Annotated in this window: 26 protein-coding genes; 20 read left to right on the top strand and 6 right to left on the bottom strand. The window is 53.1% G+C overall.

Annotated elements, in window-relative coordinates; all coding sequences use genetic code 11:
- Positions 1 to 229: 229 nt before the first annotated feature.
- The 4 genes from rimJ to murJ all read left to right on the top strand — a co-directional run bounded on the left by rimJ (position 230) and on the right by murJ (position 4,181).
- Entirely contained in the window at positions 230 to 814 is a 585-nt protein-coding gene (gene rimJ / locus JTI85_RS14285) for a ribosomal protein S5-alanine N-acetyltransferase (protein ID WP_005129064.1), read from the top strand.
- A 35-nt stretch (positions 815 to 849) separates the two neighbouring features.
- A complete protein-coding gene (locus tag JTI85_RS14280; RefSeq protein ID WP_115643184.1) occupies positions 850 to 1,497 on the top strand; it encodes a YceH family protein in 648 nt (215 codons plus the stop codon).
- A 1-nt stretch (position 1,498) separates the two neighbouring features.
- Positions 1,499 to 2,422 (top strand): Gfo/Idh/MocA family protein, encoded by a 924-nt coding sequence (locus tag JTI85_RS14275; RefSeq protein ID WP_116360488.1) that lies wholly within the window; start codon positions 1,499 to 1,501, stop codon positions 2,420 to 2,422.
- 223 nt (positions 2,423 to 2,645) lie between these two features.
- Positions 2,646 to 4,181 (top strand): murein biosynthesis integral membrane protein MurJ, encoded by a 1,536-nt coding sequence (gene murJ / locus JTI85_RS14270; RefSeq protein ID WP_219351659.1) that lies wholly within the window; start codon positions 2,646 to 2,648, stop codon positions 4,179 to 4,181.
- Between the two features lie 88 nt (positions 4,182 to 4,269).
- Here murJ and flgN read toward each other — a convergent pair whose 3' ends face one another.
- The 3 genes from flgN to flgA all read right to left on the bottom strand — a co-directional run bounded on the left by flgN (position 4,270) and on the right by flgA (position 5,742).
- On the bottom strand, positions 4,270 to 4,692 hold the full coding sequence (gene flgN / locus JTI85_RS14265; RefSeq protein WP_048211225.1) for a flagella biosynthesis chaperone FlgN: 423 nt from the start codon (positions 4,690 to 4,692) through the stop codon (positions 4,270 to 4,272).
- Between the two features lie 3 nt (positions 4,693 to 4,695).
- Positions 4,696 to 4,989 carry a flagellar biosynthesis anti-sigma factor FlgM gene (gene flgM / locus JTI85_RS14260; RefSeq protein ID WP_005129057.1) on the bottom strand — a complete coding sequence of 98 codons (294 nt, stop codon included), beginning with the start codon at positions 4,987 to 4,989 and terminating at the stop codon, positions 4,696 to 4,698.
- A gap of 93 nt (positions 4,990 to 5,082) precedes the next feature.
- Positions 5,083 to 5,742, bottom strand: a complete 660-nt coding sequence (flgA, locus tag JTI85_RS14255) for a flagellar basal body P-ring formation chaperone FlgA (protein WP_061068834.1) — start codon at positions 5,740 to 5,742, stop codon at positions 5,083 to 5,085.
- A 157-nt stretch (positions 5,743 to 5,899) separates the two neighbouring features.
- Here flgA and flgB point away from each other — a divergent pair, with 157 nt between their 5' ends.
- The 11 genes from flgB to flgL all read left to right on the top strand — a co-directional run bounded on the left by flgB (position 5,900) and on the right by flgL (position 15,751).
- The gene (gene flgB / locus JTI85_RS14250) at positions 5,900 to 6,316 is read left to right on the top strand and encodes a flagellar basal body rod protein FlgB (RefSeq protein WP_003036189.1); all 417 of its coding nucleotides are present in this window, start codon (positions 5,900 to 5,902) and stop codon (positions 6,314 to 6,316) included.
- Between the two features lie 3 nt (positions 6,317 to 6,319).
- Complete coding sequence (gene flgC, locus JTI85_RS14245) at positions 6,320 to 6,724, top strand: flagellar basal body rod protein FlgC (protein ID WP_045441655.1); 405 nt, start codon at positions 6,320 to 6,322, stop codon at positions 6,722 to 6,724.
- An 11-nt stretch (positions 6,725 to 6,735) separates the two neighbouring features.
- Positions 6,736 to 7,434, top strand: coding sequence for a flagellar hook assembly protein FlgD (gene flgD / locus JTI85_RS14240; RefSeq protein WP_040230672.1), 699 nt, complete (start codon positions 6,736 to 6,738; stop codon positions 7,432 to 7,434).
- A gap of 26 nt (positions 7,435 to 7,460) precedes the next feature.
- Positions 7,461 to 8,672 (top strand): flagellar hook protein FlgE, encoded by a 1,212-nt coding sequence (gene flgE, locus JTI85_RS14235; RefSeq protein ID WP_048211226.1) that lies wholly within the window; start codon positions 7,461 to 7,463, stop codon positions 8,670 to 8,672.
- 20 nt (positions 8,673 to 8,692) lie between these two features.
- Entirely contained in the window at positions 8,693 to 9,448 is a 756-nt protein-coding gene (locus JTI85_RS14230; RefSeq protein WP_048211227.1) for a flagellar basal body rod protein FlgF, read from the top strand.
- Between the two features lie 13 nt (positions 9,449 to 9,461).
- Entirely contained in the window at positions 9,462 to 10,244 is a 783-nt protein-coding gene (flgG, locus tag JTI85_RS14225; RefSeq protein ID WP_005129045.1) for a flagellar basal-body rod protein FlgG, read from the top strand.
- 57 nt (positions 10,245 to 10,301) lie between these two features.
- Entirely contained in the window at positions 10,302 to 11,000 is a 699-nt protein-coding gene (gene flgH / locus JTI85_RS14220) for a flagellar basal body L-ring protein FlgH (RefSeq protein ID WP_003836756.1), read from the top strand.
- A gap of 33 nt (positions 11,001 to 11,033) precedes the next feature.
- Positions 11,034 to 12,110 carry a flagellar basal body P-ring protein FlgI gene (locus JTI85_RS14215; RefSeq protein ID WP_086523801.1) on the top strand — a complete coding sequence of 359 codons (1,077 nt, stop codon included), beginning with the start codon at positions 11,034 to 11,036 and terminating at the stop codon, positions 12,108 to 12,110.
- Entirely contained in the window at positions 12,110 to 13,060 is a 951-nt protein-coding gene (flgJ, locus tag JTI85_RS14210; RefSeq protein WP_061068124.1) for a flagellar assembly peptidoglycan hydrolase FlgJ, read from the top strand. The genes JTI85_RS14215 and flgJ overlap by 1 nt, the downstream gene beginning before the upstream one ends.
- Positions 13,061 to 13,124: 64 nt before the next feature.
- Positions 13,125 to 14,783: a flagellar hook-associated protein FlgK gene (gene flgK / locus JTI85_RS14205; RefSeq protein WP_048211230.1), complete on the top strand. Its 1,659-nt coding sequence runs from the start codon at positions 13,125 to 13,127 to the stop codon at positions 14,781 to 14,783.
- Positions 14,784 to 14,797: 14 nt separating this feature from the next.
- A complete protein-coding gene (gene flgL / locus JTI85_RS14200; RefSeq protein WP_048211231.1) occupies positions 14,798 to 15,751 on the top strand; it encodes a flagellar hook-associated protein FlgL in 954 nt (317 codons plus the stop codon).
- A 78-nt stretch (positions 15,752 to 15,829) separates the two neighbouring features.
- On the opposite strand, the gene JTI85_RS14195 is transcribed toward flgL, so the two are convergent.
- Positions 15,830 to 17,029, bottom strand: coding sequence for an MFS transporter (locus tag JTI85_RS14195; RefSeq protein WP_101742058.1), 1,200 nt, complete (start codon positions 17,027 to 17,029; stop codon positions 15,830 to 15,832).
- Between the two features lie 111 nt (positions 17,030 to 17,140).
- On the opposite strand from JTI85_RS14195, the gene JTI85_RS14190 reads away from it, so the two are divergent.
- Entirely contained in the window at positions 17,141 to 18,076 is a 936-nt protein-coding gene (locus JTI85_RS14190) for a LysR family transcriptional regulator (RefSeq protein ID WP_048211232.1), read from the top strand.
- Positions 18,077 to 18,117: 41 nt separating this feature from the next.
- On the opposite strand, the gene rne is transcribed toward JTI85_RS14190, so the two are convergent.
- Positions 18,118 to 21,366 carry a ribonuclease E gene (rne, locus tag JTI85_RS14185; RefSeq protein WP_219351658.1) on the bottom strand — a complete coding sequence of 1,083 codons (3,249 nt, stop codon included), beginning with the start codon at positions 21,364 to 21,366 and terminating at the stop codon, positions 18,118 to 18,120.
- A 699-nt stretch (positions 21,367 to 22,065) separates the two neighbouring features.
- Here rne and rluC point away from each other — a divergent pair.
- Positions 22,066 to 23,019: a 23S rRNA pseudouridine(955/2504/2580) synthase RluC gene (gene rluC, locus JTI85_RS14180; RefSeq protein ID WP_219351657.1), complete on the top strand. Its 954-nt coding sequence runs from the start codon at positions 22,066 to 22,068 to the stop codon at positions 23,017 to 23,019.
- A gap of 116 nt (positions 23,020 to 23,135) precedes the next feature.
- On the opposite strand, the gene JTI85_RS14175 is transcribed toward rluC, so the two are convergent.
- Positions 23,136 to 23,720: a nucleoside triphosphate pyrophosphatase gene (locus JTI85_RS14175; protein WP_048211235.1), complete on the bottom strand. Its 585-nt coding sequence runs from the start codon at positions 23,718 to 23,720 to the stop codon at positions 23,136 to 23,138.
- 197 nt (positions 23,721 to 23,917) lie between these two features.
- On the opposite strand from JTI85_RS14175, the gene yceD reads away from it, so the two are divergent.
- The 3 genes from yceD (at position 23,918) to plsX (ending at position 25,831) form a co-directional block, all read left to right on the top strand.
- Entirely contained in the window at positions 23,918 to 24,439 is a 522-nt protein-coding gene (gene yceD / locus JTI85_RS14170; RefSeq protein WP_003036239.1) for a 23S rRNA accumulation protein YceD, read from the top strand.
- A gap of 16 nt (positions 24,440 to 24,455) precedes the next feature.
- Positions 24,456 to 24,629 (top strand): 50S ribosomal protein L32, encoded by a 174-nt coding sequence (rpmF, locus tag JTI85_RS14165; RefSeq protein ID WP_003036242.1) that lies wholly within the window; start codon positions 24,456 to 24,458, stop codon positions 24,627 to 24,629.
- A gap of 122 nt (positions 24,630 to 24,751) precedes the next feature.
- Complete coding sequence (gene plsX / locus JTI85_RS14160) at positions 24,752 to 25,831, top strand: phosphate acyltransferase PlsX (RefSeq protein ID WP_071887359.1); 1,080 nt, start codon at positions 24,752 to 24,754, stop codon at positions 25,829 to 25,831.
- The last annotated feature ends 77 nt before the right edge of the window (positions 25,832 to 25,908 follow it).

Here is a 25,908-nt window from a genome sequence, read left to right as displayed (position 1 = left end):
TGGAGAGTTTAAAAGATAAGCACCTTCTATTCTGCGGTGTCGTTTGTGCTTTTCCCACCCTTGGCGGGACAATATTTTTTTATCAAAAGTCAGTCTTGATAGAGAGTTTTCATCAAAATGTGTGAATAATTCAAAAAATGGCATTTTGCTCTTTTCACACGGTGTATTTGCACAGGTATAGTAATGCGAATTGCGTATTGAAGACGTTACGGGAAGGAGTAGGTATAGAATGTTTGGCTATCGCAGTAACGTGCCAAAAGTGCGCTTAACCACGGACCGCCTGGTCGTGCGTTTGGTGCATGAGCGTGATGCCTGGCGTCTGGCAGATTATTACGCAGAGAATCGTCATTTCTTAAAGCCCTGGGAACCTATCCGCGATGAAAGCCACTGCTACCCCTCTGGCTGGCAGGCGCGTCTGAGCATGATCTCTGAATTCCATAAACAAGGCACAGCCTGGTATTTCGCGTTGCTCGATCCTGACGAAAAAGAAATTATCGGCGTTGCGAACTTCTCGAACGTGGTGCGCGGATCTTTCCACGCCTGTTATCTCGGTTATTCCATTGCGCAGAAGTGGCAAGGGCAGGGGCTGATGTACGAAGCCCTGACCGCCGCTATTCGTTATGTGCAGCGGACGCAACATATTCACCGCATTATGGCGAACTACATGCCACACAATAAGCGTAGCGGCGATTTGCTGGCGCGACTCGGCTTTGAGAAAGAAGGGTATGCAAAAGACTATCTGCTGATTGATGGACAGTGGCGCGATCATGTGCTGACGGCGTTGACAACATCAGAATGGACCCCCGGTCGCTAAGTTTCAGGCGCACGGCCTGAATAATGGAGAAGACGATGAAATACGAATTAACCGCCACCGAAGCCCGTGTGATTGGCTGCTTATTAGAAAAGCAGGTTACTACACCGGAACAATATCCCCTTTCCGTGAATGGTGTGGTGACCGCGTGTAATCAAAAAACCAACCGTGAACCGGTGATGAATCTATCGGAAGCCGACGTGCAGGATCAGCTTGATAACCTGGTAAAAAGGCATTTTCTGCGTACGGTTAGCGGCTTTGGTAATCGCGTGACCAAATACGAACAGCGGTTCTGTAATTCAGAGTTTGGCAATCTTAAGCTTAGCGCGGGTGAAGTGGCATTGATCACCACGCTGTTACTCCGTGGCGCTCAAACACCGGGTGAATTACGTAGCCGCGCATCCCGAATGTATGAGTTCAGCGATATGGCGGAAGTGGAGTCGACGCTGGAGAAACTGGCTACCCGGGAAGATGGCCCTTATGTGGTCCGCCTGGCGCGTGAACCTGGGAAACGAGAAAGTCGTTATATGCACCTGTTTTGTGGCGAGGTTGATGAGTCACTCGCTGCGGCAGATGAACCGCAGACGGCGTCTGGAGATTTGCAGGCGCGTGTTGAAGCGCTGGAAACCGAAGTGGCAGAGTTGAAACAGCGGCTCGATTCGTTATTGGCACACCTGGGAGACTAACGTGGGAAAATTGCGTATTGGCGTGGTCGGGTTAGGGGGCATCGCGCAAAAGGCATGGTTGCCAGTGTTGGGCGCATCTGCGGACTGGACGCTGCAGGGCGCATGGTCCCCCTCGCGGGAAAAAGCGCAGCGTATTTGTGAAACCTGGCGAATGCCATACGTTGATTCCGTACAGAATTTAGCGGCAACCTGCGATGCCGTTTTCGTTCATTCCAGTACCGCCACTCACTACGCCGTAGTGAGTGAGTTGCTGAATGCCGGCGTTCATGTTTGTGTGGACAAGCCGCTGGCAGAAAATCTGCGCGAAGCTGAACAACTGGTGGAGCTGGCGGCGCGGAAAAAACTGACGCTAATGGTTGGATTTAATCGTCGCTTTGCGCCGCTGTATCAGGATCTACAGGTGCAGTTGGACAATGCGGCGTCAGTCCGTATGGACAAGCACCGTACGAACAGCGTCGGGCCGCACGATCTGCGTTTTACGCTGCTGGATGATTATCTGCACGTGATAGACACCGCGCTGTGGCTGGCAGGAGGAAAGGTTCAACTTAATGGCGGCACGCTGTTAACAAATGACATCGGTGAAATGCTTTATGCTGAACATCATTTTTCTGCCGATCAGCTACAGATAACCACCAGTATGCACCGCCGTGCTGGTAGCCAACGCGAGAGCGTGCAGGCGGTGACGGACGGTGGCCTGATTGACGTTACGGATATGCGTGAATGGCGCGAGGAACGTGGGCAAGGCGTAGTGCACAAGCCGGTAGCAGGCTGGCAAACCACCCTGGAACAGCGTGGTTTTGCCGGATGCGCACGCCATTTTATTGAGTGCGTGCAAAATCAGACGGTTCCGCAGACGGCAGGCGAACAGGCGCTACAGGCCCAGCGCGTTGTTGAAATGCTGTGGCGGGAGGCGATGGCGGAATAACCCCCTGTAACATCTGGCGGTAGTAATTCAATGTAATCCAGGTACTATATGCCAACTCAAAAATAACACCTCTTTTCAGCCCTTGACTGGTTTGTTGGCTTGATAAGACGCAAAGGCGTTGCCAGCAGGCACTGCGAAATTATCGGATATCGGCGCTTATGTCTTATCCGGTAAATGGGCTGATTATGCGGGGTTCTGCCTCAGAGTCTGGAATACAACATAGATGAATTTATTAAAATCGCTGGCAGCCGTCAGCTCGATGACGATGTTCTCACGTGTGCTGGGTTTTGCGCGTGATGCGATTGTCGCCAGAATCTTTGGCGCAGGGATGGCGACAGATGCCTTTTTTGTGGCATTCAAACTTCCTAACCTGCTGCGCCGCATTTTTGCTGAGGGAGCGTTCTCTCAGGCGTTTGTACCGATTCTTGCCGAATACAAAAGTAAGCAGGGCGAAGACGCCACCCGCGTGTTTGTCGCCTATGTTTCCGGGCTGTTGACGCTGGCGCTGGCCGTGGTGACGGTAGCCGGGATGTTGGCTGCGCCATGGGTGATTTTAGTTACCGCGCCGGGGTTTGCCGACACAGCGGATAAGTTCACACTGACCACTCAACTGTTGCGGATCACTTTTCCCTATATTCTACTGATTTCACTGGCCTCACTGGTTGGTGCGATCCTTAACACCTGGAACCGCTTTTCTATTCCTGCGTTTGCCCCGACTTTTCTGAATATCAGCATGATCGGTTTCGCGCTGTTTGCGGCCCCTTATTTTCATCCGCCAGTGCTGGCGCTGGCGTGGGCCGTTACCGTGGGTGGCGTGCTACAGCTGATTTACCAGCTTCCGCATCTGAAGAAAATTGGCATGCTGGTACTGCCGCGTGTGAACTTCCGCGATGCGGGGGCGATGCGCGTCGTCAAGCAGATGGGCCCGGCGATTCTTGGGGTATCAGTCAGCCAGATTTCACTGATTATCAATACGATTTTCGCTTCGTTTCTGGCCTCTGGCTCGGTTTCATGGATGTACTATGCCGACCGCCTGATGGAATTTCCGTCTGGCGTACTCGGCGTAGCATTGGGGACTATCCTGCTGCCATCGCTGTCCAAAAGCTTTTCCAGCGGTAATCATGACGAGTATTGCCGTTTGATGGACTGGGGCCTGCGTTTGTGTTTTCTGCTGGCATTACCGAGCGCCGTAGCGTTGGGTATTCTGGCTAAACCGCTGACGGTTTCTCTGTTCCAGTACGGTAAATTTACCGCCTTTGATGCTGCCATGACCCAGCGTGCGCTGGTGGCGTACTCGGTTGGTTTGATTGGCTTGATCGTGGTGAAAGTGTTGGCTCCAGGTTTCTATTCGCGCCAGGATATTAAAACGCCGGTAAAGATTGCCATTGTAACGCTGATTATGACCCAGGTAATGAACCTGGCGTTTATCGGGCCGCTGAAGCATGCCGGGCTGTCGCTGTCGATTGGTCTGGCAGCGTGTCTGAACGCGTCATTGCTGTACTGGCAGTTGCGTAAGCAGAAAATCTTTACTCCCCAACCGGGTTGGGCCTGGTTCCTGATGCGACTGGTGATTTCTGTGCTGGTGATGTCGGCCGCGCTGGTAGGGATGCTTTACATGATGCCGGACTGGTCTCAAGGTACGATGTTATGGCGTTTGTTGCGTCTGATGGCCGTCGTGGTGGTAGGTATTGCAGCTTACTTTGCTGCGCTCGCCGTGCTGGGCTTTAAAGTGAAAGAGTTTGTACGCCGGACGGCGTAATGAACATCCGATGCCGGATGGCGGCGCAACGCCGCATCCGGCCAACAGAATAGCGTTGCCTGATAAGCACAAGGCCATCAGGCAATCATCAAATAGAGAATTTCTTCCCGCCGCGATGTGCCGCAGAGGTCTGGCCGTTCGCGCCATACAGCGTCGGCTCCTGGTGCGGTTTCAGCACTTGAATTGCCTGTTGATTGCGTTCGATTTGCCCTTCGAGCAGCCAACCATTGTGCTGGTTGAGATCGCGCAAATGCTGTGTCTTCCTGGTGATAGTCTGCCAGCGCTCGGCAATCTCATCATTGGCGCTGCGCGTGGCATCATTTTCCAGGCGGCGCTGCTGTTCCAGATAATCGAGGGTGGCCAGCAAAGAACTTTTTTCTTCTGTAATTCGCTGTAGCTGGCTACCGTTGATCTGCCCTGCAGAAAGCTGATGCTGCTCAGCATCCATCACCGTTTTCAGGTCATTGAGGACGGTCGTCATCTGATCAAGTATTTCTGACAAACGAGTCATACTTTATTTACTCTGTAGGTAGCTCTGTGCCTCGCGGATCAGCGAGTCGGCAATTTTTCCGGTATCCATTTTCAGCTCGCCGTTACGGATCGCGGTTTTCAGCGCTTCGACACGTTCCATGTTGATGTCATTGGTGCCGGGCTGCATCAGTTTGGCCTGAGCGTCACTCAGCATTACGCTGGTGCTGTTTGTCGTCGCTGTTTTTTCCTTCCGCGCTTTTTGTACCGGCGAGTCGCTGGTTTCGCGTGGCTGGACAGTGCTTACTGGCTTCAATGGTGAGGTACGATCAATACTCATTTTTTCTATCCTCATCGAGGGGTTACGCTATAGCGACCCGCTTTAATCATTGGTTGATTATCTATCGGCACTCGCTAAAAAATCTTTAACCTATTATAGGTTAATAAGAATATTCCCATCAGAATCGACGATTCCACTCACCACCTGACCCGAAATCATCCGCACTCGTGCGTTTTGCGCGACGGCTGCATTGTTGAGCGCTTTACCTTCGGCATTGACCCGAAAGCCGTCTCCGTTGGCGATAACCATCACGCGTTGACCCGCTTTTATCCGCCATGCCTGGCGCAACATTGTGAGCTGGATTGGCTGACCCGGAACCAGGTCGCGCAGGCTCACGGCATCCTGAACCTGATTAATGTCCAGTACGGCGCGAGGCGGCAGTTGATCCAGACGACCTCGTTTTAGCGTTACGCTGGCCGCGTTCAGGGCGCTTCCTCGGGCAACAGGGGCCGCTGCGACAACATAGTTGCCGGTGGCTTGCACAGTGACCTGCAGATAGCGTTTTTCATTGGCGCAGCGGGCCAGTACGTTCACGTTACCCCACAGTTTCGCACTGCCGGACACGCTCAGCGCAGGCTGGTCACAGCTGGGCTGCAAGTTTGGCGGCGTACGGACAGTGACGACCACCTCATCGCTAAACCCGGCCAGGCGCTGGGAAAACCACGCGGTTAACTGCGAATTCAGGTCTTGTGCCAGCGTCATAGGGCTGAACAGCAGTGCTGCCACAACTATTCCACGTTTAAACGTTTGCATCAAAACCTCGCGCTTTTTCAGGTAGTGGCAGGATTCTACCTGTGTGACGCAGTCATCAACGCAACAAATAGCGACGCATTTTGCGTTTATTCCGGCGATAACGCGCGCGTGATGGGATTTAAGCTGTCGGCTGAATTTTGTCATTTGCGGAGGAGATATGCTCGATAAGCTCGACGCCGCCTTACGTTTTCAACAGGAAGCGCTGAATTTGCGCGCCCAACGCCAGGAAATATTAGCGGCCAACATTGCCAATGCCGACACGCCAGGGTATCAGGCGCGCGACCTGGATTTCGCCAGTGAATTAAAAAAAGTCATGGTGCGCGGGCGGGAAGAAACCGGCGGTGTTTCGTTGACGCTGACCTCTGCACAACACATTCCTGCCCAGACTGTCTCGGCGCCATCTACGGAGTTGCTCTATCGCATTCCTGACCAGCCGTCTCTGGATGGCAACACGGTGGATATGGACCGGGAGCGTACGCAGTTTGCGGATAACAGCCTGAAGTACCAGATGGGGCTTACCGCGTTAGGTGGGCAAATCAAGGGCATGATGAACGTGCTGCAAGGAGGGAACTAACCCGTGGCGTTGCTCAATATTTTTGATATCGCAGGTTCTGCGCTGACGGCTCAGTCTCAGCGTCTGAACGTGGCTGCCAGCAACATGGCGAACGCCGATAGCGTGACCGGACCTGATGGTCAGCCGTATCGCGCAAAACAGGTTGTTTTTCAGGTCGATGCAGCGCCAGGCGCAGCAACCGGTGGCGTAAAAGTCGCTGATGTAATTGAAAGTCAGGCGCCGGACAAGCTGGTTTATGAGCCGGGCAATCCGCTGGCGGATGCGAATGGCTACGTAAAAATGCCGAATGTCGACGTGGTCGGCGAGATGGTTAACACCATGTCTGCTTCACGCAGCTATCAGGCAAACGTTGAAGTGCTCAATACCGTAAAAAGCTTGATGCTTAAAACGCTGACGCTGGGCCAGTAAAGGAGGCGCACATGTCCGTTGCTGTAAAAATGAATGACCCGAGTACGTCGGGTGTTAATGCTGCCACTGGCAAAAGTTCGCTGACAGGGAGCAACGCGGCTGATCTGCAAAGCAGCTTTCTGACGCTTCTGGTCGCGCAGTTAAAAAACCAGGACCCGACCAACCCGCTGCAAAACAATGAGTTGACTACCCAGTTAGCGCAAATTAGTACCGTAAGCGGCATTGAAAAATTGAATACCACGCTGGGATCGATCTCCGGACAGATCGATAGCAGCCAGTCGTTACAGGCCAGTACGCTGATTGGTCATGGCGTCATGATCCCGGGGACCACCATTCTGACCGGTAAAGGTGCGGAAGAAGGGGCAACGACGACCACGACACCGTTTGGCGTTGAGCTGCAGCAACCGGCAGATAAGGTTACCGCAACCATTACCGATAAAGACGGCAAGGTGGTACGCACCATTGATATTGGCGGGTTGAAAGCGGGCGTTCACACCTTTACCTGGGATGGCACCATGACGGACGGCACGGATGCGCCGAGCGGTTCGTATAACGTTTCGATTGCGGCCAGCAACGCCGGAACGCAACTTGTGGCGCAGCCTCTACAGTTTGCGCTGGTGCAGGGTGTTATCCGCAGTAACGGCGGTAATACGCTGGACCTGGGCACCTATGGAACCACCACCCTCGACGAAGTACGGCAGATAATTTAAGCCTTCACACTTATCAGGAGTAAGTCATGGCCTTTTCACAAGCGGTCAGCGGTCTGAACGCTGCAGCGACCAACCTCGATGTCATTGGTAACAACATCGCCAACTCCGCCACTTACGGTTTTAAATCCGGTACGGCATCCTTTGCCGATATGTTCGCCGGTTCTAAAGTGGGTCTGGGCGTTAAAGTTGCGGGTATTACCCAGGACTTTACCGATGGTACCACCACCAACACTGGACGTGGGCTGGATGTGGCTATCAGCCAGAACGGTTTTTTCCGTATGGTTGACAGCAATGGTTCTGTTTTCTTCAGCCGTAACGGTCAGTTCAAGCTCGATGAAAACCGTAATATCGTTAACATGCAGGGACTGAAACTGACGGGCTATCCGGCGACAGGTACGCCGCCGACAGTTCAGCAGGGTGCGAACCCGGGGCCGATCACGATCCCCAATACATTGATGGCGGCACAGGCAACCAGCAAGGCCTCAATGCAGATCAACCTGAACTCGTCGGATAAAATCCCGACAACGACAAAGTTCGATCCGAAAGATGCTGACAGCTATAACAAAAAAGGCCCTGTCACCGTTTATGACAGCCTGGGCAATGCCCACGAAGTTAACGCCTATTTTGTAAAACAGCCTGATAACAAATGGGCTGTCTATACCATTGATAGCAGCGATCCTAAGGCTGCTGTACCAACCGCACCGACGTCCACGCTGGAATTTGATACCAATGGGGCGCTAATCGGCGGCGGTACATTCAATATCACCACAGCTGCGCTCAATGGCGCACCGGCCGTCACCTTCGCAATGAGTTTCCAGAACTCCATGCAGCAGAACACCGGTGCAAACAACATTGTTGCCACTAACCAGGACGGCTACAAACCGGGCGATCTGGTGAGCTACCAGATTAACAATGACGGTACCGTAGTCGGTAACTACTCCAACGAACAGAAACAGGTTCTGGGACAGATCGTGCTGGCAAACTTTGCCAACAACGAAGGTCTGGCGTCTCAGGGCGATAACGTCTGGGCAGCAACTCAGGCTTCCGGTGTGGCGCTGCTGGGTACCGCGGGTACGGGTAACTTCGGCAAGCTGACCAACGGTGCGTTGGAAGCTTCTAACGTGGATTTGAGTAAAGAACTGGTGAATATGATCGTCGCTCAGCGTAACTATCAGTCGAATGCGCAGACCATCAAAACCCAGGATCAGATCCTTAACACGCTGGTCAACCTGCGCTAAGCGCCTGACGGGATGGCTTAATGGATCACGCAATATATACCGCCATGGGCGCGGCCAGTCAGACGCTGAATCAACAGGCGGTGACGGCCAGCAACCTGGCAAATGCCTCCACACCGGGTTTTCGTGCTCAGCTCAACGCGCTGCGTGCGGTTCCCGTAGAAGGGCTTTCGCTGCCAACGCGTACGCTGGTGGTCGCCTCCACGCCTGGGGCCGATATGACGCCAGGCCAGATGGATTATACCTCCCGTCCGTTGGATGTGGCTTTGCAGCAGGATGGCTGGTTGGCTGTGCAGACCGCCGATGGTAGCGAAGGATACACCCGCAATGGCGCAATTCAGGTGAGTCCAACCGGTGAACTGACCATCCAGGGACATCCGGTGATCGGCGAAGCTGGGCCTATAGCGGTACCGGAAGGGTCGGAAGTGACTATCGCCGCTGACGGAACGATTTCGGCGCTCAACCCCGGCGATCCTGCGAATACGGTGGCGCCAGTAGGACGTCTGAAGCTGGTTAAAGCGACGGGAAGTGAAGTGCAACGTGGTGATGACGGTATGTTCCGTCTGAGTGCGGCAGCGCAGGCTACCCGGGGACCGACACTGCAAGCCGACCCCAGCATCCGCGTGATGTCGGGCGTACTGGAAGGCAGTAACGTCAAACCGGTTGCCGCAATGAGCGATATGATCGCCAGCGCTCGCCGCTTCGAAATGCAGATGAAGATTATCAGTAGCGTGGATGATAACGCAGGCCGTGCCAACCAACTGCTGTCGATGAGTTAATACAGGACATTTTATGATCAATTCATTATGGATCGCCAAAACCGGCCTGGACGCGCAGCAAACCAACATGGATGTGATTGCCAACAACCTGGCAAACGTCAGTACTAATGGTTTTAAACGCCAGCGTGCGGTGTTTGAAGATCTGCTGTACCAGACGATTCGCCAGCCTGGCGCTCAGTCTTCTGAACAGACAACGCTGCCGTCTGGTTTGCAGATTGGTACCGGTGTGCGTCCGGTTGCGACCGAACGTTTACACAGTCAGGGCAACCTGTCGCAGACCAACAACAGTAAAGATGTGGCGATTAAAGGCCAGGGGTTTTTCCAGGTCATGCTACCAGATGGCACGTCAGCTTATACTCGTGATGGCTCTTTCCAGGTGGATCAGAACGGTCAGTTGGTAACGGCGGGGGGGTTTCAGGTGCAGCCTGCAATCACTATTCCGGCTAACTCGCTGAGCATCACCATTGGACGCGACGGTATTGTCAGTGTGACTCAGCAGGGCCAGGCTGCGCCTGTTCAGGTGGGACAGCTCAACCTGACGACCTTCATGAATGATACCGGTCTGGAAAGTATTGGTGAGAATCTGTACACCGAAACGCAATCGTCCGGCGCACCGAACGAAAGCACGCCGGGGCTGAACGGTGCGGGCCTGTTGTACCAGGGTTATGTGGAAACCTCTAACGTCAACGTGGCGGAAGAACTGGTCAACATGATCCAGGTTCAACGTGCTTATGAAATCAACAGTAAAGCGGTATCGACCACCGATCAGATGCTGCAGAAACTGACGCAACTCTAAAGTGACGTCCGGTGGGGTGAAAACCTCACCGGCGCACTGATTTTGAAGATGAAGGCAATGCGAAAATACGCGCTTCACCCATACCCGATTTTGGCCCTGCTGGTGGTTTCACTGACAGGATGCGCCTGGATCCCGGCCACTCCGCTCGTGCAGGGCGCGACGACTGCCCAGCCAGTTCCAGGCCCGACGCCGGTGGCGAATGGATCAATATTTCAGTCTGCGCAGCCGATTAATTATGGCTACCAGCCGTTATTTGAAGACCGCCGTCCGCGCAATATTGGCGATACGTTGACTATCGTATTGCAGGAAAACGTCAGTGCGAGCAAAAGCTCCTCGGCGAATGCCAGTCGTGATGGCAAAACTAACTTTGGGTTTGACACGGTACCGCGTTACCTGCAGGGATTATTTGGCAATGAGCGTGCCGACGTAGAGGCTTCTGGCGGCAACTCGTTTAACGGCAAAGGCGGCGCGAACGCCAGGAACACCTTCAGTGGTACGTTGACTGTGACGGTTGACCAGGTACTGGTGAATGGCAATTTACATGTCGTGGGTGAAAAACAGATCGCCATTAACCAAGGCACTGAATTCATTCGCTTCTCTGGGGTTGTTAACCCGCGCACCATTAGCGGCAGCAACTCTGTACCGTCAACGCAGGTTGCGGATGCGCGTATTGAATATGTCGGTAACGGCTATATCAATGAAGCGCAGAATATGGGCTGGTTGCAGCGTTTCTTCCTTAATTTATCGCCGATGTAAGCGAGGTATCCAGTGTTTAAAACTCTTGTTGGAATGGTACTGGTACTGGCTACCACCTTTGCGCATGCCGATCGCATTCGTGATCTGACCAGCGTGCAGGGCGTGCGGGAAAACTCGCTGATAGGCTACGGGCTGGTGGTCGGGCTGGACGGTACGGGTGACCAGACCACCCAGACACCGTTTACGACACAAACGCTGAATAACATGCTGTCGCAGTTGGGGATCACCGTGCCTACCGGCACCAATATGCAGCTGAAAAACGTGGCAGCGGTAATGGTCACCGCGCAGTTCCCGGCCTTTGGTCGTCAGGGGCAAACCATTGACGTAGTGGTCTCTTCAATGGGTAACGCCAAAAGCCTGCGCGGCGGAACGCTGCTGATGACGCCGCTGAAAGGGGTCGATAGCCAGGTGTATGCGTTGGCGCAGGGGAATATTCTGGTCGGTGGTGCAGGCGCCGCAGCGGGTGGTAGCAGCGTGCAGGTGAACCAGCTCAATGGCGGACGTATTACCAACGGCGCGACCATCGAACGCGAATTACCCAGCCAGTTCGGCGGCGGTAACACCATTAATTTGCAGCTGAATAATGAAGATTTCACCATGGCGCAGCAAATTACCGACACCATTAACCGCTCGCGCGGCTTTGGCAGCGCAACAGCGCTGGATGCACGCACGATCCAGGTACGCGTCCCGAATGGCAATAGCTCGCAGGTACGTTTCCTCGCGGATATCCAGAATATGGAAGTGAACGTCACGCCGCAGGATGCGAAGGTGATTATTAACTCCCGTACGGGATCGGTGGTCATGAACCGCGAGGTGACGCTGGATAGTTGCGCTGTTGCACAAGGCAATCTGTCGATTACGGTTAACCGCCAGGCGAATGTCAGCCAACCGGATACACCGTTTGGTGGTGGACAAACCGTGGTGACGCCACAAACGCAGATCGATCTGCGCCAGAGCGGTGGTTCGTTGCAGAGCGTTCGTTCCAGCGCCAACCTGAACAACGTCGTACGTGCATTGAATGCGCTGGGAGCAACACCGATGGACCTGATGTCTATCCTGCAATCCATGCAAAGTGCGGGTTGTCTGCGCGCCAAACTGGAAATCATCTGATGATTGGTGATAGCAAACTGCTGACCAGCGCCGCCTGGGATGCACAATCACTGAACGAACTGAAAGCGAAAGCGGGTCAGGACCCGGCGGCAAATATCCGCCCGGTCGCCCGCCAGGTTGAAGGGATGTTCGTGCAAATGATGCTGAAAAGTATGCGCGAGGCGTTGCCAAAAGACGGTGTGTTTAGCAGCGACTCCACGCGTTTATACACCAGCATGTATGACCAACAGATCGCCCAGCAGATGACGGCAGGAAAAGGTCTGGGGCTGGCTGAAATGATGGTCAAGCAGATGACCGAAGGGCAGGCGCAACCTGCGGATGATGCGCCGCAGGTGCCGATGAAGTTCTCGCTGGAAACGGTGACCAGCTATCAAAATCAGGCGCTGACGCAACTGGTGCGTAAAGCCATTCCCCGGGCGACGGAAAGCAATGATGAGCCGCTGTCGGGTGACAGTAAAGACTTCCTGGCTCAACTTTCGCTGCCGGCAAAACTGGCCAGTCAGCAGAGTGGGGTTCCTCATCATCTGATTCTGGCACAGGCGGCGCTGGAGTCCGGGTGGGGGCAACGACAAATTCGACGGGAGAACGGCGAGCCGAGCTTTAACATTTTTGGTGTGAAAGCCTCGGGAAGCTGGAAAGGGCCGACCACTGAAATCACCACCACCGAATACGAAAACGGTGAGGCGAAAAAAGTGAAAGCGAAATTCCGTGTTTATAGCTCCTATCTTGAAGCACTGTCGGATTATGTCGGTCTGATATCCCGCAATCCGCGTTACGCAGCGGTGACCGGTGCCGCGACCGCAGAGCAGGGTGCCCAGGCATTGCAGAATGCGGGTTACGCCACTGACCCTAACTATGCGCGCAAATTAACCAGCATGATCCAGCAGCTAAAATCGATGAGCGAAAAGGTGAGTAAAACCTACAGCACGAATCTCGATAATCTCTTTTAAATAGCTCAAGTCTGCTGACCTGCTGCCGATAATACCGAGTATTGAAGGATTACAAGGAACCTCCATGTCCAGCTTGATTAATAACGCGATGAGTGGACTCAGCGCAGCGCAGGCCGCGTTGAACACTGCCAGTAATAACATCTCCAGCTATAACGTTGCCGGCTATACCCGACAAACGACAATTATGGCGCAAGCGAACAGCACGCTGGGTGCGGGGGGCTGGGTCGGCAATGGTGTCTATGTTTCTGGCGTACAGCGTGAGTATGACTCATTTATCACTAATCAGTTACGTGCGGCGCAGAACCAGAGCAGCGGTCTGACGACACGTTACGAGCAAATGTCAAAAATCGACAACCTGCTCGCCAGCAAAACCAGTTCGATCTCAACGTCGATGCAGGGCTTTTTTACCAGCCTACAGACGTTGGTGAGTAACGCAGAAGATCCGGCGGCGCGTCAGGCACTTATCGGTAAAGCTGATGGCTTAGTCAATCAGTTCAGAACGACGGACCAATATCTGCGCGATCAGGATAAGCAGGTCAATATTGCGATTAAGGCCAGCGTCGATCAAATCAACAACTATTCGAAGCAAATTGCCAGCCTTAACGACCAAATCTCCCGTTTGACCGGCGTTGGTGCGGGTGCATCACCTAACGATCTGCTCGATCAGCGCGATCAACTGGTGAGTGATCTGAACAAGATTGTCGGTGTGGAAGTCAGCATTCAGGACGGCGGCACCTACAACGTGACCATGGCGAATGGCTATTCGCTGGTGCAAGGCAGCAATGCTCGCCAACTGGCCGCTGTACCTTCCAGCGATGATCCCTCTCGCACGACCGTCGCTTATGTTGACGGCGTGGCCGGAGAAGTTGCCATCCCGGAAAAACTGATCACGACCGGTTCGCTGGGCGGGCTGTTGACGTTCCGTTCGCAGGAACTCGACCAGACGCGTAATACCCTTGGTCAGTTGGCCCTCGCCTTTGCTGATGCGTTTAACACGCAGCACAAAGAAGGTTTTGATGCCAACGGCGACCCGGGCAAAAACTTTTTCGATATTGGTGGCCCGGCAGTCCTTAGCAATACGAAGAATAAAGGGACCGGTGCGCTTGATGTTAAAATGACGGATAGCTCGTCGGTGCAGGCAACCGACTATAAAATTACGTTTGATGGTACTGACTGGCAGGTAACCCGTCTGGCTGACAATACCAGCTTTAAGCCGACGGTTACTGGCGGAAAAATGTCCTTTGATGGGCTGGAAATCACCGTCAAAAATGGTGCGCTGGCAAATGACAGCTTTACGGTGAAACCCGTGGGTGACGCCATTATTAATATGAAAGTGGCGGTGACCGATGAGTCGAAAATCGCCATGGCTGAAGTGTCCAAAAATGACACTGATCCCAATGTTGATAAAGGTAAAAGCGATAACCGTAACGGCCAGAAACTGCTGGATCTGCAAACCAAGGCAACCATCGGGAATAAAACCTTTAACGATGCTTACGCTACGCTGGTGAGCGATGTCGGGAACAAAACGGCGACCTTAAAAACCAGCAGCACCACGCAAAACAACGTGGTCACGCAGCTTTCAAATCAGCAACAGTCTATTTCCGGGGTTAACCTCGACGAAGAGTACGGGAATTTGCAGCGTTATCAGCAGTATTACCTGGCCAACGCTCAGGTACTGCAAACGGCGAATTCGCTCTTTGATGCACTGCTGAATATTCGCTAAGGGAGAGGAACTCAATGCGTATCAGTACTCAGATGATGTACCAGCAGAATATGCGCGGCATCACCAACTCTCAGGCTGAATGGTTGAAATTTGGCGAGCAGATGTCAACGGGGAAACGCGTGAACAACCCGTCTGACGATCCGATTGCCGCATCACAGGCCGTGGTGCTTTCACAGGCTCAGGCACAGAACAGCCAATATACGCTGGCGCGTACTTTCGCGACGCAAAAAGTGTCACTGGAAGAGAACGTGTTAAGCCGGGCGACGACCGCTATTACCGCGGCACAGGAAAAAATTGTCAATGCTGGCAATGGGACATTGAGTGATGATAACCGGGCATCGTTGGCAACTGATTTGCAAGGGATCCGCGATCAGTTAATGAATCTGGCGAACAGTACCGACGGTAATGGTCGTTATATCTTTGGCGGATACAAAACGGAAGCCCCACCATTTGCCCAGACTGATGGTGCCTATAGTGGTGGAACGCAAAATATCACCCAACAGGTCGATGCCGCTCGGTCAATGGTGATTGGTCATACCGGGGATAAGATTTTTGACTCGGTGACCAGCAACGCGGTTCCGGAGCCAGATGGAAGCAAGTCAGAAACGAACTTATTCGCCATGCTGGATTCCGCTATTGCGGCCCTGAATACGCCGATTGAAGGTGATGATGCGGCAAGAGATGCAGCCAAAGCAGCCATCGATAAATCCAACCGTGGTCTGAAGAACTCACTGAATAACGTGCTGTCTGTCCGTGCTGAACTCGGTACGCAACTCAGTGAACTTAGCGCTCTGGACTCGCTGGGGGCCGATCGCGCGTTGGGTCAAACGCAGCAGATGAGCAATCTGGTTGATGTTGACTGGAATGCGGCGATTTCTTCGTATGTTATGCAGCAGGCTGCGCTACAGGCATCGTATAAAACGTTTACCGATATGCAGGGAATGTCACTGTTCCAGCTCAACCGGTAACGATCCTTTTTGAAACATATCATGAAACTGGATATGTTTGTCTGCCCGCTCCACATACACCCCGGAGCGGGCATTTTTTTAGGCTGCAGTTGTCTGGCTAACAGGTAATTTACCGGTCAGTCTAATTACCAGCGCAACAACGCCACTGAAAGTGGCCAGTGTCACCACGCCTTCCCAGTTTGCCAGCGCATAGGCCTGACTTCCGAGTACAGAACCCAGCGCCATGCCGATAAACACCATGGTAAATAGCAACGCATTCAGACGACCTCTTGCCTGAGGCTCCAGGCTATAAACCAGGTTCTGGTGGGCGACCAGGCTGGATTGCAGTCCGAGATCAAAGCCTATCGCTGACAGGGCAATCAGCAGCCACTGCCCCTGTACTGGCAGGGCCGGAAGCAAGAACATCAGGGCAAATGAAAGCGTGACTAACAGCGCCCCCAACTGTGTTACCCGTCCGGCACCTACTTTATCTGCCAGATGACCTGCCATAGGGGCTGCCAGCGCCCCGGCTGCCCCTGCAATACCAAATGCTCCCGCCATCGCACTGCCCATGTGGTAATGCTCAGAGAGCATAACCGCCAGTGTTGACCAGAAGGCGCTAAAGGCAATGGACAGGAAGCCCTGTGCCAACGCTGCCCGGCGCAGTGCAGGATAACGCTGCCACAGTTGCGCCATGGAGAACATTAATGCCGGATAACTCAGCGTGGAATAGACCGTAAAGCGGGGCAGCATTTTCCACATCAGTACGGCAATCACGGCAATACTGACGGCGGCAAGTTGATACATTTCCCGCCAGCCATAGGCTTCACCTACCAGCCCGCTGATGGTCCGCGAGAGTAGGATCCCCAGCAGAAGACCGGTCATGACGGTACCTACTGTTTTTCCCTGCTTGCCCTCAGGCGCAAGGATGGCTGCGGCTGGCACGATATCCTGAGCCATGGTCGCTGCCATCCCCATCAGTAAGCTAACCAGCAGTAGCGAATGCAACTGACCGGTAAAGCTGCAGGCCAACAGCAGCGCGGCAAGAGAGACGCTTTTTAGCAGGATTAATGTCCGGCGGTCATAACGGTCGCCCAGCGGCAACAAAAACAAAATGCCCAGCGCGTATCCTGCCTGGGTGAGCGTTGGCACCAGCCCCATGCCGGTGACGCTTAAGGCCAGGTCCTGACCCATTAAAGGTAAAAGAGGCTGGGCATAATAGATTGCGGCAACGCTGAACCCAGCGCCCAGTGCCAGAACAAAAATAACCCAACGGGAAAGTGCGGTGTGTGTGTTCACAAATGATTCCTCAATCACGGGATGTGCGGCTATTTTTATCCTTCAACCGGTAGCACGGTAGCGAGCGCAGTGGTAAAACAGTTATACGTTACGCGTATGAATAACGACTAAATGATAAAAACTGAACGTATAGATAGGGTGGAATTGATGCGCACGTTTGTGCGCATCGTCGAGGCCGGTTCACTTTCAGCGGCGGCAAAGCAAATGGGCACCACCCAGGCAACTGTCAGTCGGCGGTTACAATCCCTTGAGACGCTGTTGGGCGTTAAGCTGATTATGCGTACCACCCATGCAATGAAGCTGACTGATGATGGTGAGCGAGGGTATCAGCATGCCAAACACATTATTGATGCCTGGCTGGCGCTGGAGGACGGACTGAACATCACGGAGGATGAACCGGTGGGGACGTTGCGGGTTCGGGCGCCACATGCGTTCGGCCAACAACAACTCCTTGAACCGCTTCTGCAGTTCCTTTCCCGCTATCCACAGTTATCTGTTGAGTGGATGCTGAATGATAAGACCGTTGATTTTCTCAGCGACAATATCGACTGCGCTATCCGGGTTGGGGCTGAGGTTGATCCTGCTACGGTCTCGGTTTTACTGGCTGAAGTCCCGCGAAGTATGGTGGCAAGCCCTGAGCTTCTCGCGCAATTTGGGATTTTGACTCACCCTGAACAGCTATCGGCGCTGCCCTGGATCGCGGTAAATACATTTTATCAGCACAGCGTGTCGTTACTTCACCACCGGCGTAACGAAGCTATCACGTTAAATATTTCTCCCAGATTAAGTACCGACAGTATTTATGTCGCCAGAAATGCTGCACTTGCGGGGCTGGGGGTTACGCTTGTCTCAAGCTGGATGGTTGAAGACGATATCGCCAGCGGAAGATTGATTACGCTATTACCTGACTGGCATGCGTCGTCATTGCCCGTGCATTTGGTTTATCCCTGGGCTCGTTATTATCCAACCCGCTTACGCAAATTTCTGGCGTTGATGAAAGATGTTATGCCACAGGTAGCAGGGATGAGGGGCGTTCACGACGTATAAAAAAAGCCGACCCTGAGGTCGGCTTTTTCATTGCTTAGGACTTACTCAACAGACTGCGGTCGCGTTGCTGGCGCGGTTGCCTGATGGCTGGCACTGTGTCCGCCTGCAGCACCTTTGCCTTCAAAGGCGAATGCCGGGCGCTGCCACTCGCTATGACGCGGCGCTTCAGGCACATATTCCGGAGCCGGAGCGCGGGTCATCGGTGCGGTCGCATGGCTGTGAAGATGTTCTGCGTCAACACGGGTTGCGACAGCGTCAGACTTAACGACTGCGGTTTCGACGACAGGTGCTGCAACAACTTCTTGCGGCGCTGCAACCTCTTCAACAACAGGCGCTGTTTCCACAACCTCGGCAATCTCTTCAACCGCTTCAGGCTGGGAGACAACGACGTCCGCAGGTTCTTCGATAACCGGCGAAGCCACAACTTCAGCTACAGGTTCGGCTTTCGCAGCGATCTCCTCGGCAACCGGTGCGTCAGATTCAGCGATAATTTGCAGTTGCTGCTCGGCCGGAGTAGCAATCACTTCCGGGTGTGCCGTTTCAGCCACAACGGTCTGCGTTTCCACTACGCTAACATCGGATTGCGCGACGTCTGCCTGTGCAGGGACATCCACAATGTGCTCAACGACAGCTGCAGCGGCTTGAGGCTCTACTGCCACAGATGCGTTTTGTTCCAGCTCCAGTTTCTGTTCGCGCTGTTCTTCAACCTGCATGTCCTGAGTACGGGCAACAGGGTAGCTAATCCAGACTTTGCCGGACGCTAATTCCGGAGAAGCACAGGCAACCGTTAACGGCATCGGCGACTGAACCGGATAGCGTTCGTCACGATAGCGACGACGACGCTGCCCGCTTACGCGCAGATGGCGAGGAGAACGACGTGAGCGACGAGGCATACCGTTATTATCACGTGCTTCGTTGTTGTCTTCTTGCTCTGATGCAACGACTGCGGGTAAATCGACTTTAGCCAGTTCGGTACGTTGAGCCGGGGCAGACTGTTCAACAGATTGAGCAACGGCGGTTTCAGCAACAATGGCTGCGGTCGCCACTTCAGCTTCAACCGGCGCGCTGTCAGCGAATCGAACTTTCTGATTCAACTGACGCTGTTTACGACGAGTCTGCGGCTGACGCACGCGTTCTTCCTGCTCGGAATCCTGCGCAGGCTGTTCAGCCAGGTTCAGCTCTTTAACTTCCTGCTGCGCCTGACGTTTGTCATCGTTGCGACGGCGGTTGCGTTCGCGACGCGGAGCCTGCTGCTCGTCACCGGATTTCGCTTTGTCTGCTACATCGCTGGACTGCTGGCGGTTGTCACGAGTTTCAGCAGTCTGCTGCTGCGCCTGACGACGATTACGACGATTTTCATCGCGGTTTTCGCCGTTTTCTGAACGCTCATTACGGTTGTCACGGTCACCACGGTTGTCACGATTATCACGACGCTCGTTACGGTCGCGACGATTGTTCTGACGCGGTTTGCGACGATCCTGCTGGCGTTCCGTTTTCTCTTCAGCTTTCGGTGCCGGTTGTTCAACCGGTTTCACTTCTTCACTGCTGCCAAAGATGGACTTCAGCGCGCCGAAGAAACGGCTAATCAAACCCGGCTGCGCAGCGACAGGTGCGGTCGCGGCAGCAGCTTTAGGCGCGGCAGCTTTCACGGCTGGCTCCTGCAGTGCAGGGGCAGGCGGAACATCAGGCATCGCGAAAGTGGCGAGTGCCGGTTGTTCAGGTTGCTTACGCTCAACGTATTCTTCTTCCGTCGGCAACGCCATCGCTTCTTCGTGCAGTTTCGGCAGCAGGTAGCTCAGGGTAGGCGTTTCTTCCCCTTTGCGTACACGCAGCACGGAGTAGTGCGGGGTTTCCATCTGATCGTTTGGCACGATCACACAGCGCACGCCGTTCTGACGCGTCTCGATGGCATTGACCGCGGTACGTTTTTCGTTAAGCAGGTAGGATGCGATCGGCACAGGAACAATAGCGTGAACTTCCTGCGTATTTTCTTTCAGCGCCTCTTCTTCGATCAGACGCAGAATAGACAGCGACAGTGATTCGTTATCACGTACGGTACCGGTGCCGGAGCAACGCGGGCAGACGTGGTGACTGGATTCACCCAGCGACGGGCTCAGACGCTGGCGGGACATTTCCAGCAGACCGAAGCGAGAAATATGGCTGATCTGAATACGCGCTCTGTCCTGACGAACGGCTTCACGCAGACGGTTTTCTACCGCACGCTGGTGGCGAACCGGGGTCATATCGATAAAATCGATGACGATCAGGCCACCAAGGTCACGCAGACGCAACTGACGCGCAATTTCATCGGCAGCTTCAAGGTTAGTGTTAAACGCCGTTTCTTCAATATCGCCGCCGCGGGTTGCGCGTGCGGAGTTGATATCGATAGCGGTCAGTGCTTCAGTGCTGTCGATAACGATTGAGCCGCCGGACGGCAGACGCACTTCACGTTGGAAGGCGGATTCAATCTGGGATTCAATCTGGTAGTGGCTGAACAGCGGGATTTCACCGGTGTACAGTTTGATTTTGCTGCTGAAATCCGGACGACCCAGCGCAGCGATGTGCTGACGCGCCATCTCCATGACTTTTGGGTTGTCGATGAGGATTTCGCCGATGTCCTGGCGCAGATAGTCGCGGAAGGCACGCACGATAACGTTGCTTTCCTGGTGGATCAGGAACGGGGCAGGACGGCTTTCAGCCGCTTTTTGAATGGCTTCCCAGTGTTTCAGACGGAAGCTCAGGTCCCACTGCAGTGCTTCGGCCGATTTACCGACACCCGCGGTACGTACGATAAGCCCCATGCCATCAGGCAATTCGAGGCTTGCCAGCGCTTCTTTTAACTCGGTACGGTCATCGCCTTCAATGCGACGGGAGATACCGCCCGCACGCGGGTTGTTTGGCATCAAAACCAGATAGCTGCCTGCCAGACTGATAAAGGTTGTCAGTGCTGCGCCTTTATTTCCGCGCTCTTCTTTATCTATCTGAACGATAACTTCCTGACCTTCACGCAACACATCTTTAATGTTGGGGCGGCCATGGGAACTGTAGTTTGCAGGAAAATATTCGCGGGCAATTTCTTTTAACGGGAGGAAACCGTGACGTTCAGCGCCGTAATCAACAAAAGCAGCTTCCAGACTCGGTTCAATACGGGTAATTTTACCTTTATAGATGTTGGCTTTTTTCTGCTCGTGTCCAGGACTTTCGATATCCAGATCGTACAGACGCTGCCCATCTACAAGGGCGACACGCAACTCTTCCTGCTGAGTTGCGTTAATTAACATTCTTTTCATCGTAACTTACTCATTATTCTTACATTGACGACTAAGCTGCGGGCAGAGAAATGCCTTTCCGGGTGTGAACCGATGGCCTCGTGTCTATTCGCGTCGCCAACCTCACGGTTATCGTCAGCTCAAAGAGGCGCAGAGTGTCGGTTGCCTGTATTTCATACGGAAACACAGCGCAATTATCAGGGGAACAGTCTGGGTATTACTCTCCAGAGAAGCTTCCATTGTGCTTGTCGTCTTTCACGCTGTTGGTGCGTTGGCTTCATCTTCTCACCCCAGACACTTACAGGAGTAAGCTTCTGGGGGTTCCCAGACTTGCCGCCTTCCTACAACGCGAAATCCATAGAGCACTTACCGGTAAGGACTGCAACCCGCAGCCCGCTAACTGCCTGAAAGATCAATACGTCTTACGCCATTGCTGCGTTGATGATCGGTCGGGCAAAATTGGGTCATTCCGGAAAAGTTCTTGTTTTAACAAGATTCAACACGGAAACAAGCTCATTATTCCACTGCTAACCTTGTTATAGCAAGATGACTTTTGCCATTTATCACCCGGTTACTCACAGTTTTTACACTTCCGCCTGGTGATTGCTTTAATAACCACCAAATCGGTTCTGTCAAACTTAAGTAATCGGGTATAGCAGTTAATATAAGCATAGAAAAATGTGTGGCGCGAATCTTGATGGCTATTTAAAATCGGCCCCCATGAAAACAGAGACTCCAGCCGTAAAAATAGTTGCCATTACTGCCGATGAAGCAGGGCAACGCATCGACAACTTTTTGCGCACCCAGCTCAAAGGCGTGCCGAAAAGTATGATTTATCGCATTTTGCGTAAAGGCGAAGTGCGGGTGAATAAAAAACGCATCAAACCCGAGTACAAACTCGAAGACGGGGATATTGTGCGTATTCCGCCAGTGCGTGTCGCTGAGCGTGAAGAAGAAGCGATTTCTCCGAATTTGCAGAAGGTCTCTGCGCTGACGGATGTCATTTTGTATGAAGATGACCATATTTTGGTGCTTAACAAACCTTCTGGCACCGCCGTCCATGGCGGCAGCGGATTAAGCTTTGGTGTGATCGAAGGTTTACGTGCCTTACGTCCGGAAGCGCGTTTCCTTGAACTGGTGCATCGCCTGGACCGTGATACCTCCGGTGTGTTGCTGGTCGCCAAAAAGCGCTCGGCGCTGCGTTCACTGCATGAACAATTGCGTGAAAAAGGGATGCAAAAAGACTATCTGGCGCTGGTTCGTGGCCAATGGCAGTCGCATGTCAAAACCGTGCAGGCGCCGCTGTTAAAGAACATTCTGCAAAGCGGCGAGCGTATCGTGCGGGTGAATCAGGAAGGCAAACCGTCAGAAACACGTTTTAAAGTGGAAGAGCGCTATGCGTTTGCCACGCTTGTGCGCTGCAGCCCCGTGACCGGACGTACGCACCAGATCCGTGTGCATACCCAGTATGCCGGACATCCGATTGCTTTTGATGACCGCTATGGCGACCGTGAGTTCGATAAGCAACTGGCGGGTACGGGGTTGAACCGTCTGTTTCTGCATGCCGCAGCGTTGAAGTTTACTCATCCGGGTACGGGGGAAGTGATGCGTATTGAAGCGCCAATAGATAAACAGTTGAAGCGCTGCCTCGAGGTATTACGCAGCAAAGCCTGATGCGCGTTGCGATTTTATCGCGTTAAACCCGTAGGCCGGATAAGACATTTACGTCGCGCCTGATGGCGCTGCGCTTATCAGGCCTACTTGATTACGCCTGTACAGGAGTTCTTTAATCAGGCGTTCAGCGGGTTCATGTCTTCCCTGCGCAGCATCTGACACAACGCGATCAGCGGCAAGCCAATCAGTGTGTTAGGGTCGCGGCCCTCCAGACGCTCAAAGAGTGCGATACCTAATCCTTCACTTTTAAAACTACCTGCGCAATGTAACGGGCGTTCTTTACGCACGTAATCTTCAATTTCCATTTCACTTAAATGGCGAAAATGGACATCGAACGGTTCAACTTCGGTTTGTAGATGACCATTAGCTGAATTATAAAGCGCCAGCCCGGTATAAAACGTGACAATATTTCCACTGGCTTTGGTTAATTGTTGTCTGGCGTTTTCTTCCGTTAACGGCTTGCCGGTTATTTCACCATCAAGAACACAAATTTGATCAGACCCAATTATCAAATGTGATGGAAACCGATGGGCAAGGGATTGCGCTTTTTCCTGTGCCAGGCGTAACACTAAATGTCGGGGTGTTTCGCCGGGTAAGGGGGTTTCATCAACCTCTGGGGCTGCGCATTCAAACGGGATGGCCAATTTTTCGAGCAAAGCGCGACGCCAGGGAGAGGTAGACGCAAGAATAAGTTGAGGCATATTTTTTCCCCCGCATATAGCGTAATGATGAGAGCCATTTTAAACTATGGACTGCGTCCTTCAAGCTGGCTGCGATGGCTTGTCGTGATCGATTTTAAGTCGATGACCCGCAATGTGTGCGAATTATTGGCAAAAGGCAACCACAGGCTGCCTTTTTCTTTGACTATATGACGTTACAAAGTTAATATGCGCGCCCTATGCAAAAGGTAAAATTACCCCTGACTCTTGATCCGGTTCGTACGGCTCAAAAACGCCTCGATTATGAAGGTATCTATACTTCTGATCTGGTTGAGCGCGTCGCCGATTCTGTAGTCAGTGTGGACAGTGATGTGGAATGCTCCATGTCGTTCGCTATCGATAACCAGCGCCTTGCCGTTATAACCGGTGATGCGAAGGTTTCGGTTACGCTCGAGTGTCAGCGTTGCGGGAAACCGTTCCCACTTCATGTTCACACAACATATTGTTTTAGTCCTGTCCGTTCTGACGAGCAGGCTGAAGCACTCCCGGAAGCGTATGAACCGATTGAGGTTAACGAATTCGGTGAAATCGATCTGCTTGCAATGGTTGAAGATGAGATTATCCTCTCCTTGCCGGTAGTTCCGGTGCATGATTCTGAACACTGTGAAGTGTCCGAGGCGGACATGGTCTTTGGCGAATTGCCTGATGAAGCGCAAAAACCAAACCCATTTGCCGTATTAGCCAGCTTAAAGCGTAAGTAATTGAGGAGTAAGGTCCATGGCCGTACAACAGAATAAACCAACCCGTTCCAAACGTGGCATGCGTCGTTCTCATGACGCTCTGACCGCAGTCACCAGCCTGTCTGTAGACAAAACTTCTGGTGAACAACACCTGCGTCACCACATCACTGCCGACGGTTTCTACCGTGGCCGTAAGGTAATCGCTAAGTAATCACGCATGACTCAATGGATTTCCCACTTTGGTGAGAAAAACAAAGAGTACACGCGTGATGAAGCTTAGTGAGGCTTTCCCCGGGTAACTGGGGAAACACCTAACCGGGCAGCGACGATACCTTGACACGTCTAACCCTGGCGTTAGATGTCATGGGGGGAGATTTTGGCCCTACCGTGACAGTGCCTGCAGCATTGCAGGCACTGAATTCTAATTCGCAACTCACTCTTCTTTTAGTCGGGGATCCCGATACAATCACGCCATTACTTGCCAAAGCTGACTTCGAACAACGTTCACGTCTGCAGATTATCCCTGCTCAGTCAGTTATTGCCAGTGATGCCCGGCCCTCGCAAGCAATCCGCGCCAGTCGTGGAAGCTCAATGCGTGTTGCCCTGGAGCTCGTGAAAGAAGGTCGAGCGCAAGCCTGTGTCAGCGCTGGTAATACGGGCGCACTAATGGGTCTTGCGAAACTCTTGCTCAAACCCCTTGAGGGTATTGAGCGTCCTGCGCTGGTCACGGTTTTACCGCATCAGCAAAAGGGCAAAACGGTGGTGCTGGATTTAGGCGCCAACGTGGATTGCGATAGTACGATGTTGGTGCAATTTGCCGTTATGGGTTCCGTGTTGGCAGAAGAGGTGGTTGGGATTGCCAGGCCTCGCGTTGCGTTACTCAATATAGGCGAAGAAGAAACTAAGGGTCTCGACAGTATTCGGGACGCTTCTGCTGTGCTAAAAACAATCCCTTCTATCAATTATATAGGCTATCTTGAAGCCAATGAGTTGCTGACTGGCAAAACGGATGTGTTGGTCTGTGACGGCTTTACAGGTAATGTCACATTAAAGACGATGGAAGGTGTTGTCAGAATGTTCCTTTCACTGCTGAAATCTCAGGGTGAGGGCAAAAAACGGTCGTGGTGGCTGCTGTTATTAAAACGTTGGTTACAAAAAAGCCTGACAAGGCGATTTAGTCACCTCAACCCCGACCAGTATAATGGCGCCTGTCTGTTAGGATTGCGCGGCACGGTGATTAAAAGTCATGGTGCTGCCAATCAGCGAGCATTTGAAGTCGCGATTGAACAGGCAGTGCAGGCGGTGCAGCGACAAGTTCCTCAGCGAATTGCCGCTCGCCTGGAATCTGTATACCCAGCTGGATTCGAACTGCTGGACGGTGGCGAAAGTATCAACTCACGAGTGCACAGGTAACAGTGCCGGCTGAGGGTGCTGTCAACGTACCAGTGATTTGCTCGTGGCGGTATATAACCAAAAAGTGACTGAGCGTA

The organism is Citrobacter sp. Colony219 (assembly GCF_019382635.1).
In the GTDB taxonomy this organism is placed as follows: Bacteria; Pseudomonadota; Gammaproteobacteria; order Enterobacterales; family Enterobacteriaceae; genus Citrobacter; species Citrobacter youngae.
Note: the sequence above shows the minus strand (reverse complement) of the source record. Positions and strands in the feature narration are given on the sequence as shown.

Excerpts from the sequence above, each read along its gene's own strand:
- JTI85_RS14215 (WP_086523801.1), top strand. The coding sequence starts at position 11,034 with ATGGTACTGGTACTGGCTACCACCTTTGCGCATGCCGATCGCATTCGT.
- flgK (WP_048211230.1), top strand. The coding sequence starts at position 13,125 with ATGTCCAGCTTGATTAATAACGCGATGAGTGGACTCAGCGCAGCGCAG.
- flgH (WP_003836756.1), top strand. The coding sequence starts at position 10,302 with ATGCGAAAATACGCGCTTCACCCATACCCGATTTTGGCCCTGCTGGTG.
- flgG (WP_005129045.1), top strand. The coding sequence starts at position 9,462 with ATGATCAATTCATTATGGATCGCCAAAACCGGCCTGGACGCGCAGCAA.
- flgN (WP_048211225.1), bottom strand. The coding sequence starts at position 4,692 with ATGACTCGTTTGTCAGAAATACTTGATCAGATGACGACCGTCCTCAAT.
- rne (WP_219351658.1), bottom strand. The coding sequence starts at position 21,366 with ATGAAAAGAATGTTAATTAACGCAACTCAGCAGGAAGAGTTGCGTGTC.
- flgE (WP_048211226.1), top strand. The coding sequence starts at position 7,461 with ATGGCCTTTTCACAAGCGGTCAGCGGTCTGAACGCTGCAGCGACCAAC.
- rimJ (WP_005129064.1), top strand. The coding sequence starts at position 230 with ATGTTTGGCTATCGCAGTAACGTGCCAAAAGTGCGCTTAACCACGGAC.
- JTI85_RS14280 (WP_115643184.1), top strand. The coding sequence starts at position 850 with ATGAAATACGAATTAACCGCCACCGAAGCCCGTGTGATTGGCTGCTTA.
- flgA (WP_061068834.1), bottom strand. The coding sequence starts at position 5,742 with ATGCAAACGTTTAAACGTGGAATAGTTGTGGCAGCACTGCTGTTCAGC.
- flgB (WP_003036189.1), top strand. The coding sequence starts at position 5,900 with ATGCTCGATAAGCTCGACGCCGCCTTACGTTTTCAACAGGAAGCGCTG.
- rluC (WP_219351657.1), top strand. The coding sequence starts at position 22,066 with ATGAAAACAGAGACTCCAGCCGTAAAAATAGTTGCCATTACTGCCGAT.
- murJ (WP_219351659.1), top strand. The coding sequence starts at position 2,646 with ATGAATTTATTAAAATCGCTGGCAGCCGTCAGCTCGATGACGATGTTC.
- flgD (WP_040230672.1), top strand. The coding sequence starts at position 6,736 with ATGTCCGTTGCTGTAAAAATGAATGACCCGAGTACGTCGGGTGTTAAT.
- yceD (WP_003036239.1), top strand. The coding sequence starts at position 23,918 with ATGCAAAAGGTAAAATTACCCCTGACTCTTGATCCGGTTCGTACGGCT.
- flgJ (WP_061068124.1), top strand. The coding sequence starts at position 12,110 with ATGATTGGTGATAGCAAACTGCTGACCAGCGCCGCCTGGGATGCACAA.
- rpmF (WP_003036242.1), top strand. The coding sequence starts at position 24,456 with ATGGCCGTACAACAGAATAAACCAACCCGTTCCAAACGTGGCATGCGT.
- JTI85_RS14230 (WP_048211227.1), top strand. The coding sequence starts at position 8,693 with ATGGATCACGCAATATATACCGCCATGGGCGCGGCCAGTCAGACGCTG.
- flgM (WP_005129057.1), bottom strand. The coding sequence starts at position 4,989 with ATGAGTATTGATCGTACCTCACCATTGAAGCCAGTAAGCACTGTCCAG.
- flgL (WP_048211231.1), top strand. The coding sequence starts at position 14,798 with ATGCGTATCAGTACTCAGATGATGTACCAGCAGAATATGCGCGGCATC.
- JTI85_RS14190 (WP_048211232.1), top strand. The coding sequence starts at position 17,141 with ATGATAAAAACTGAACGTATAGATAGGGTGGAATTGATGCGCACGTTT.
- JTI85_RS14175 (WP_048211235.1), bottom strand. The coding sequence starts at position 23,720 with ATGCCTCAACTTATTCTTGCGTCTACCTCTCCCTGGCGTCGCGCTTTG.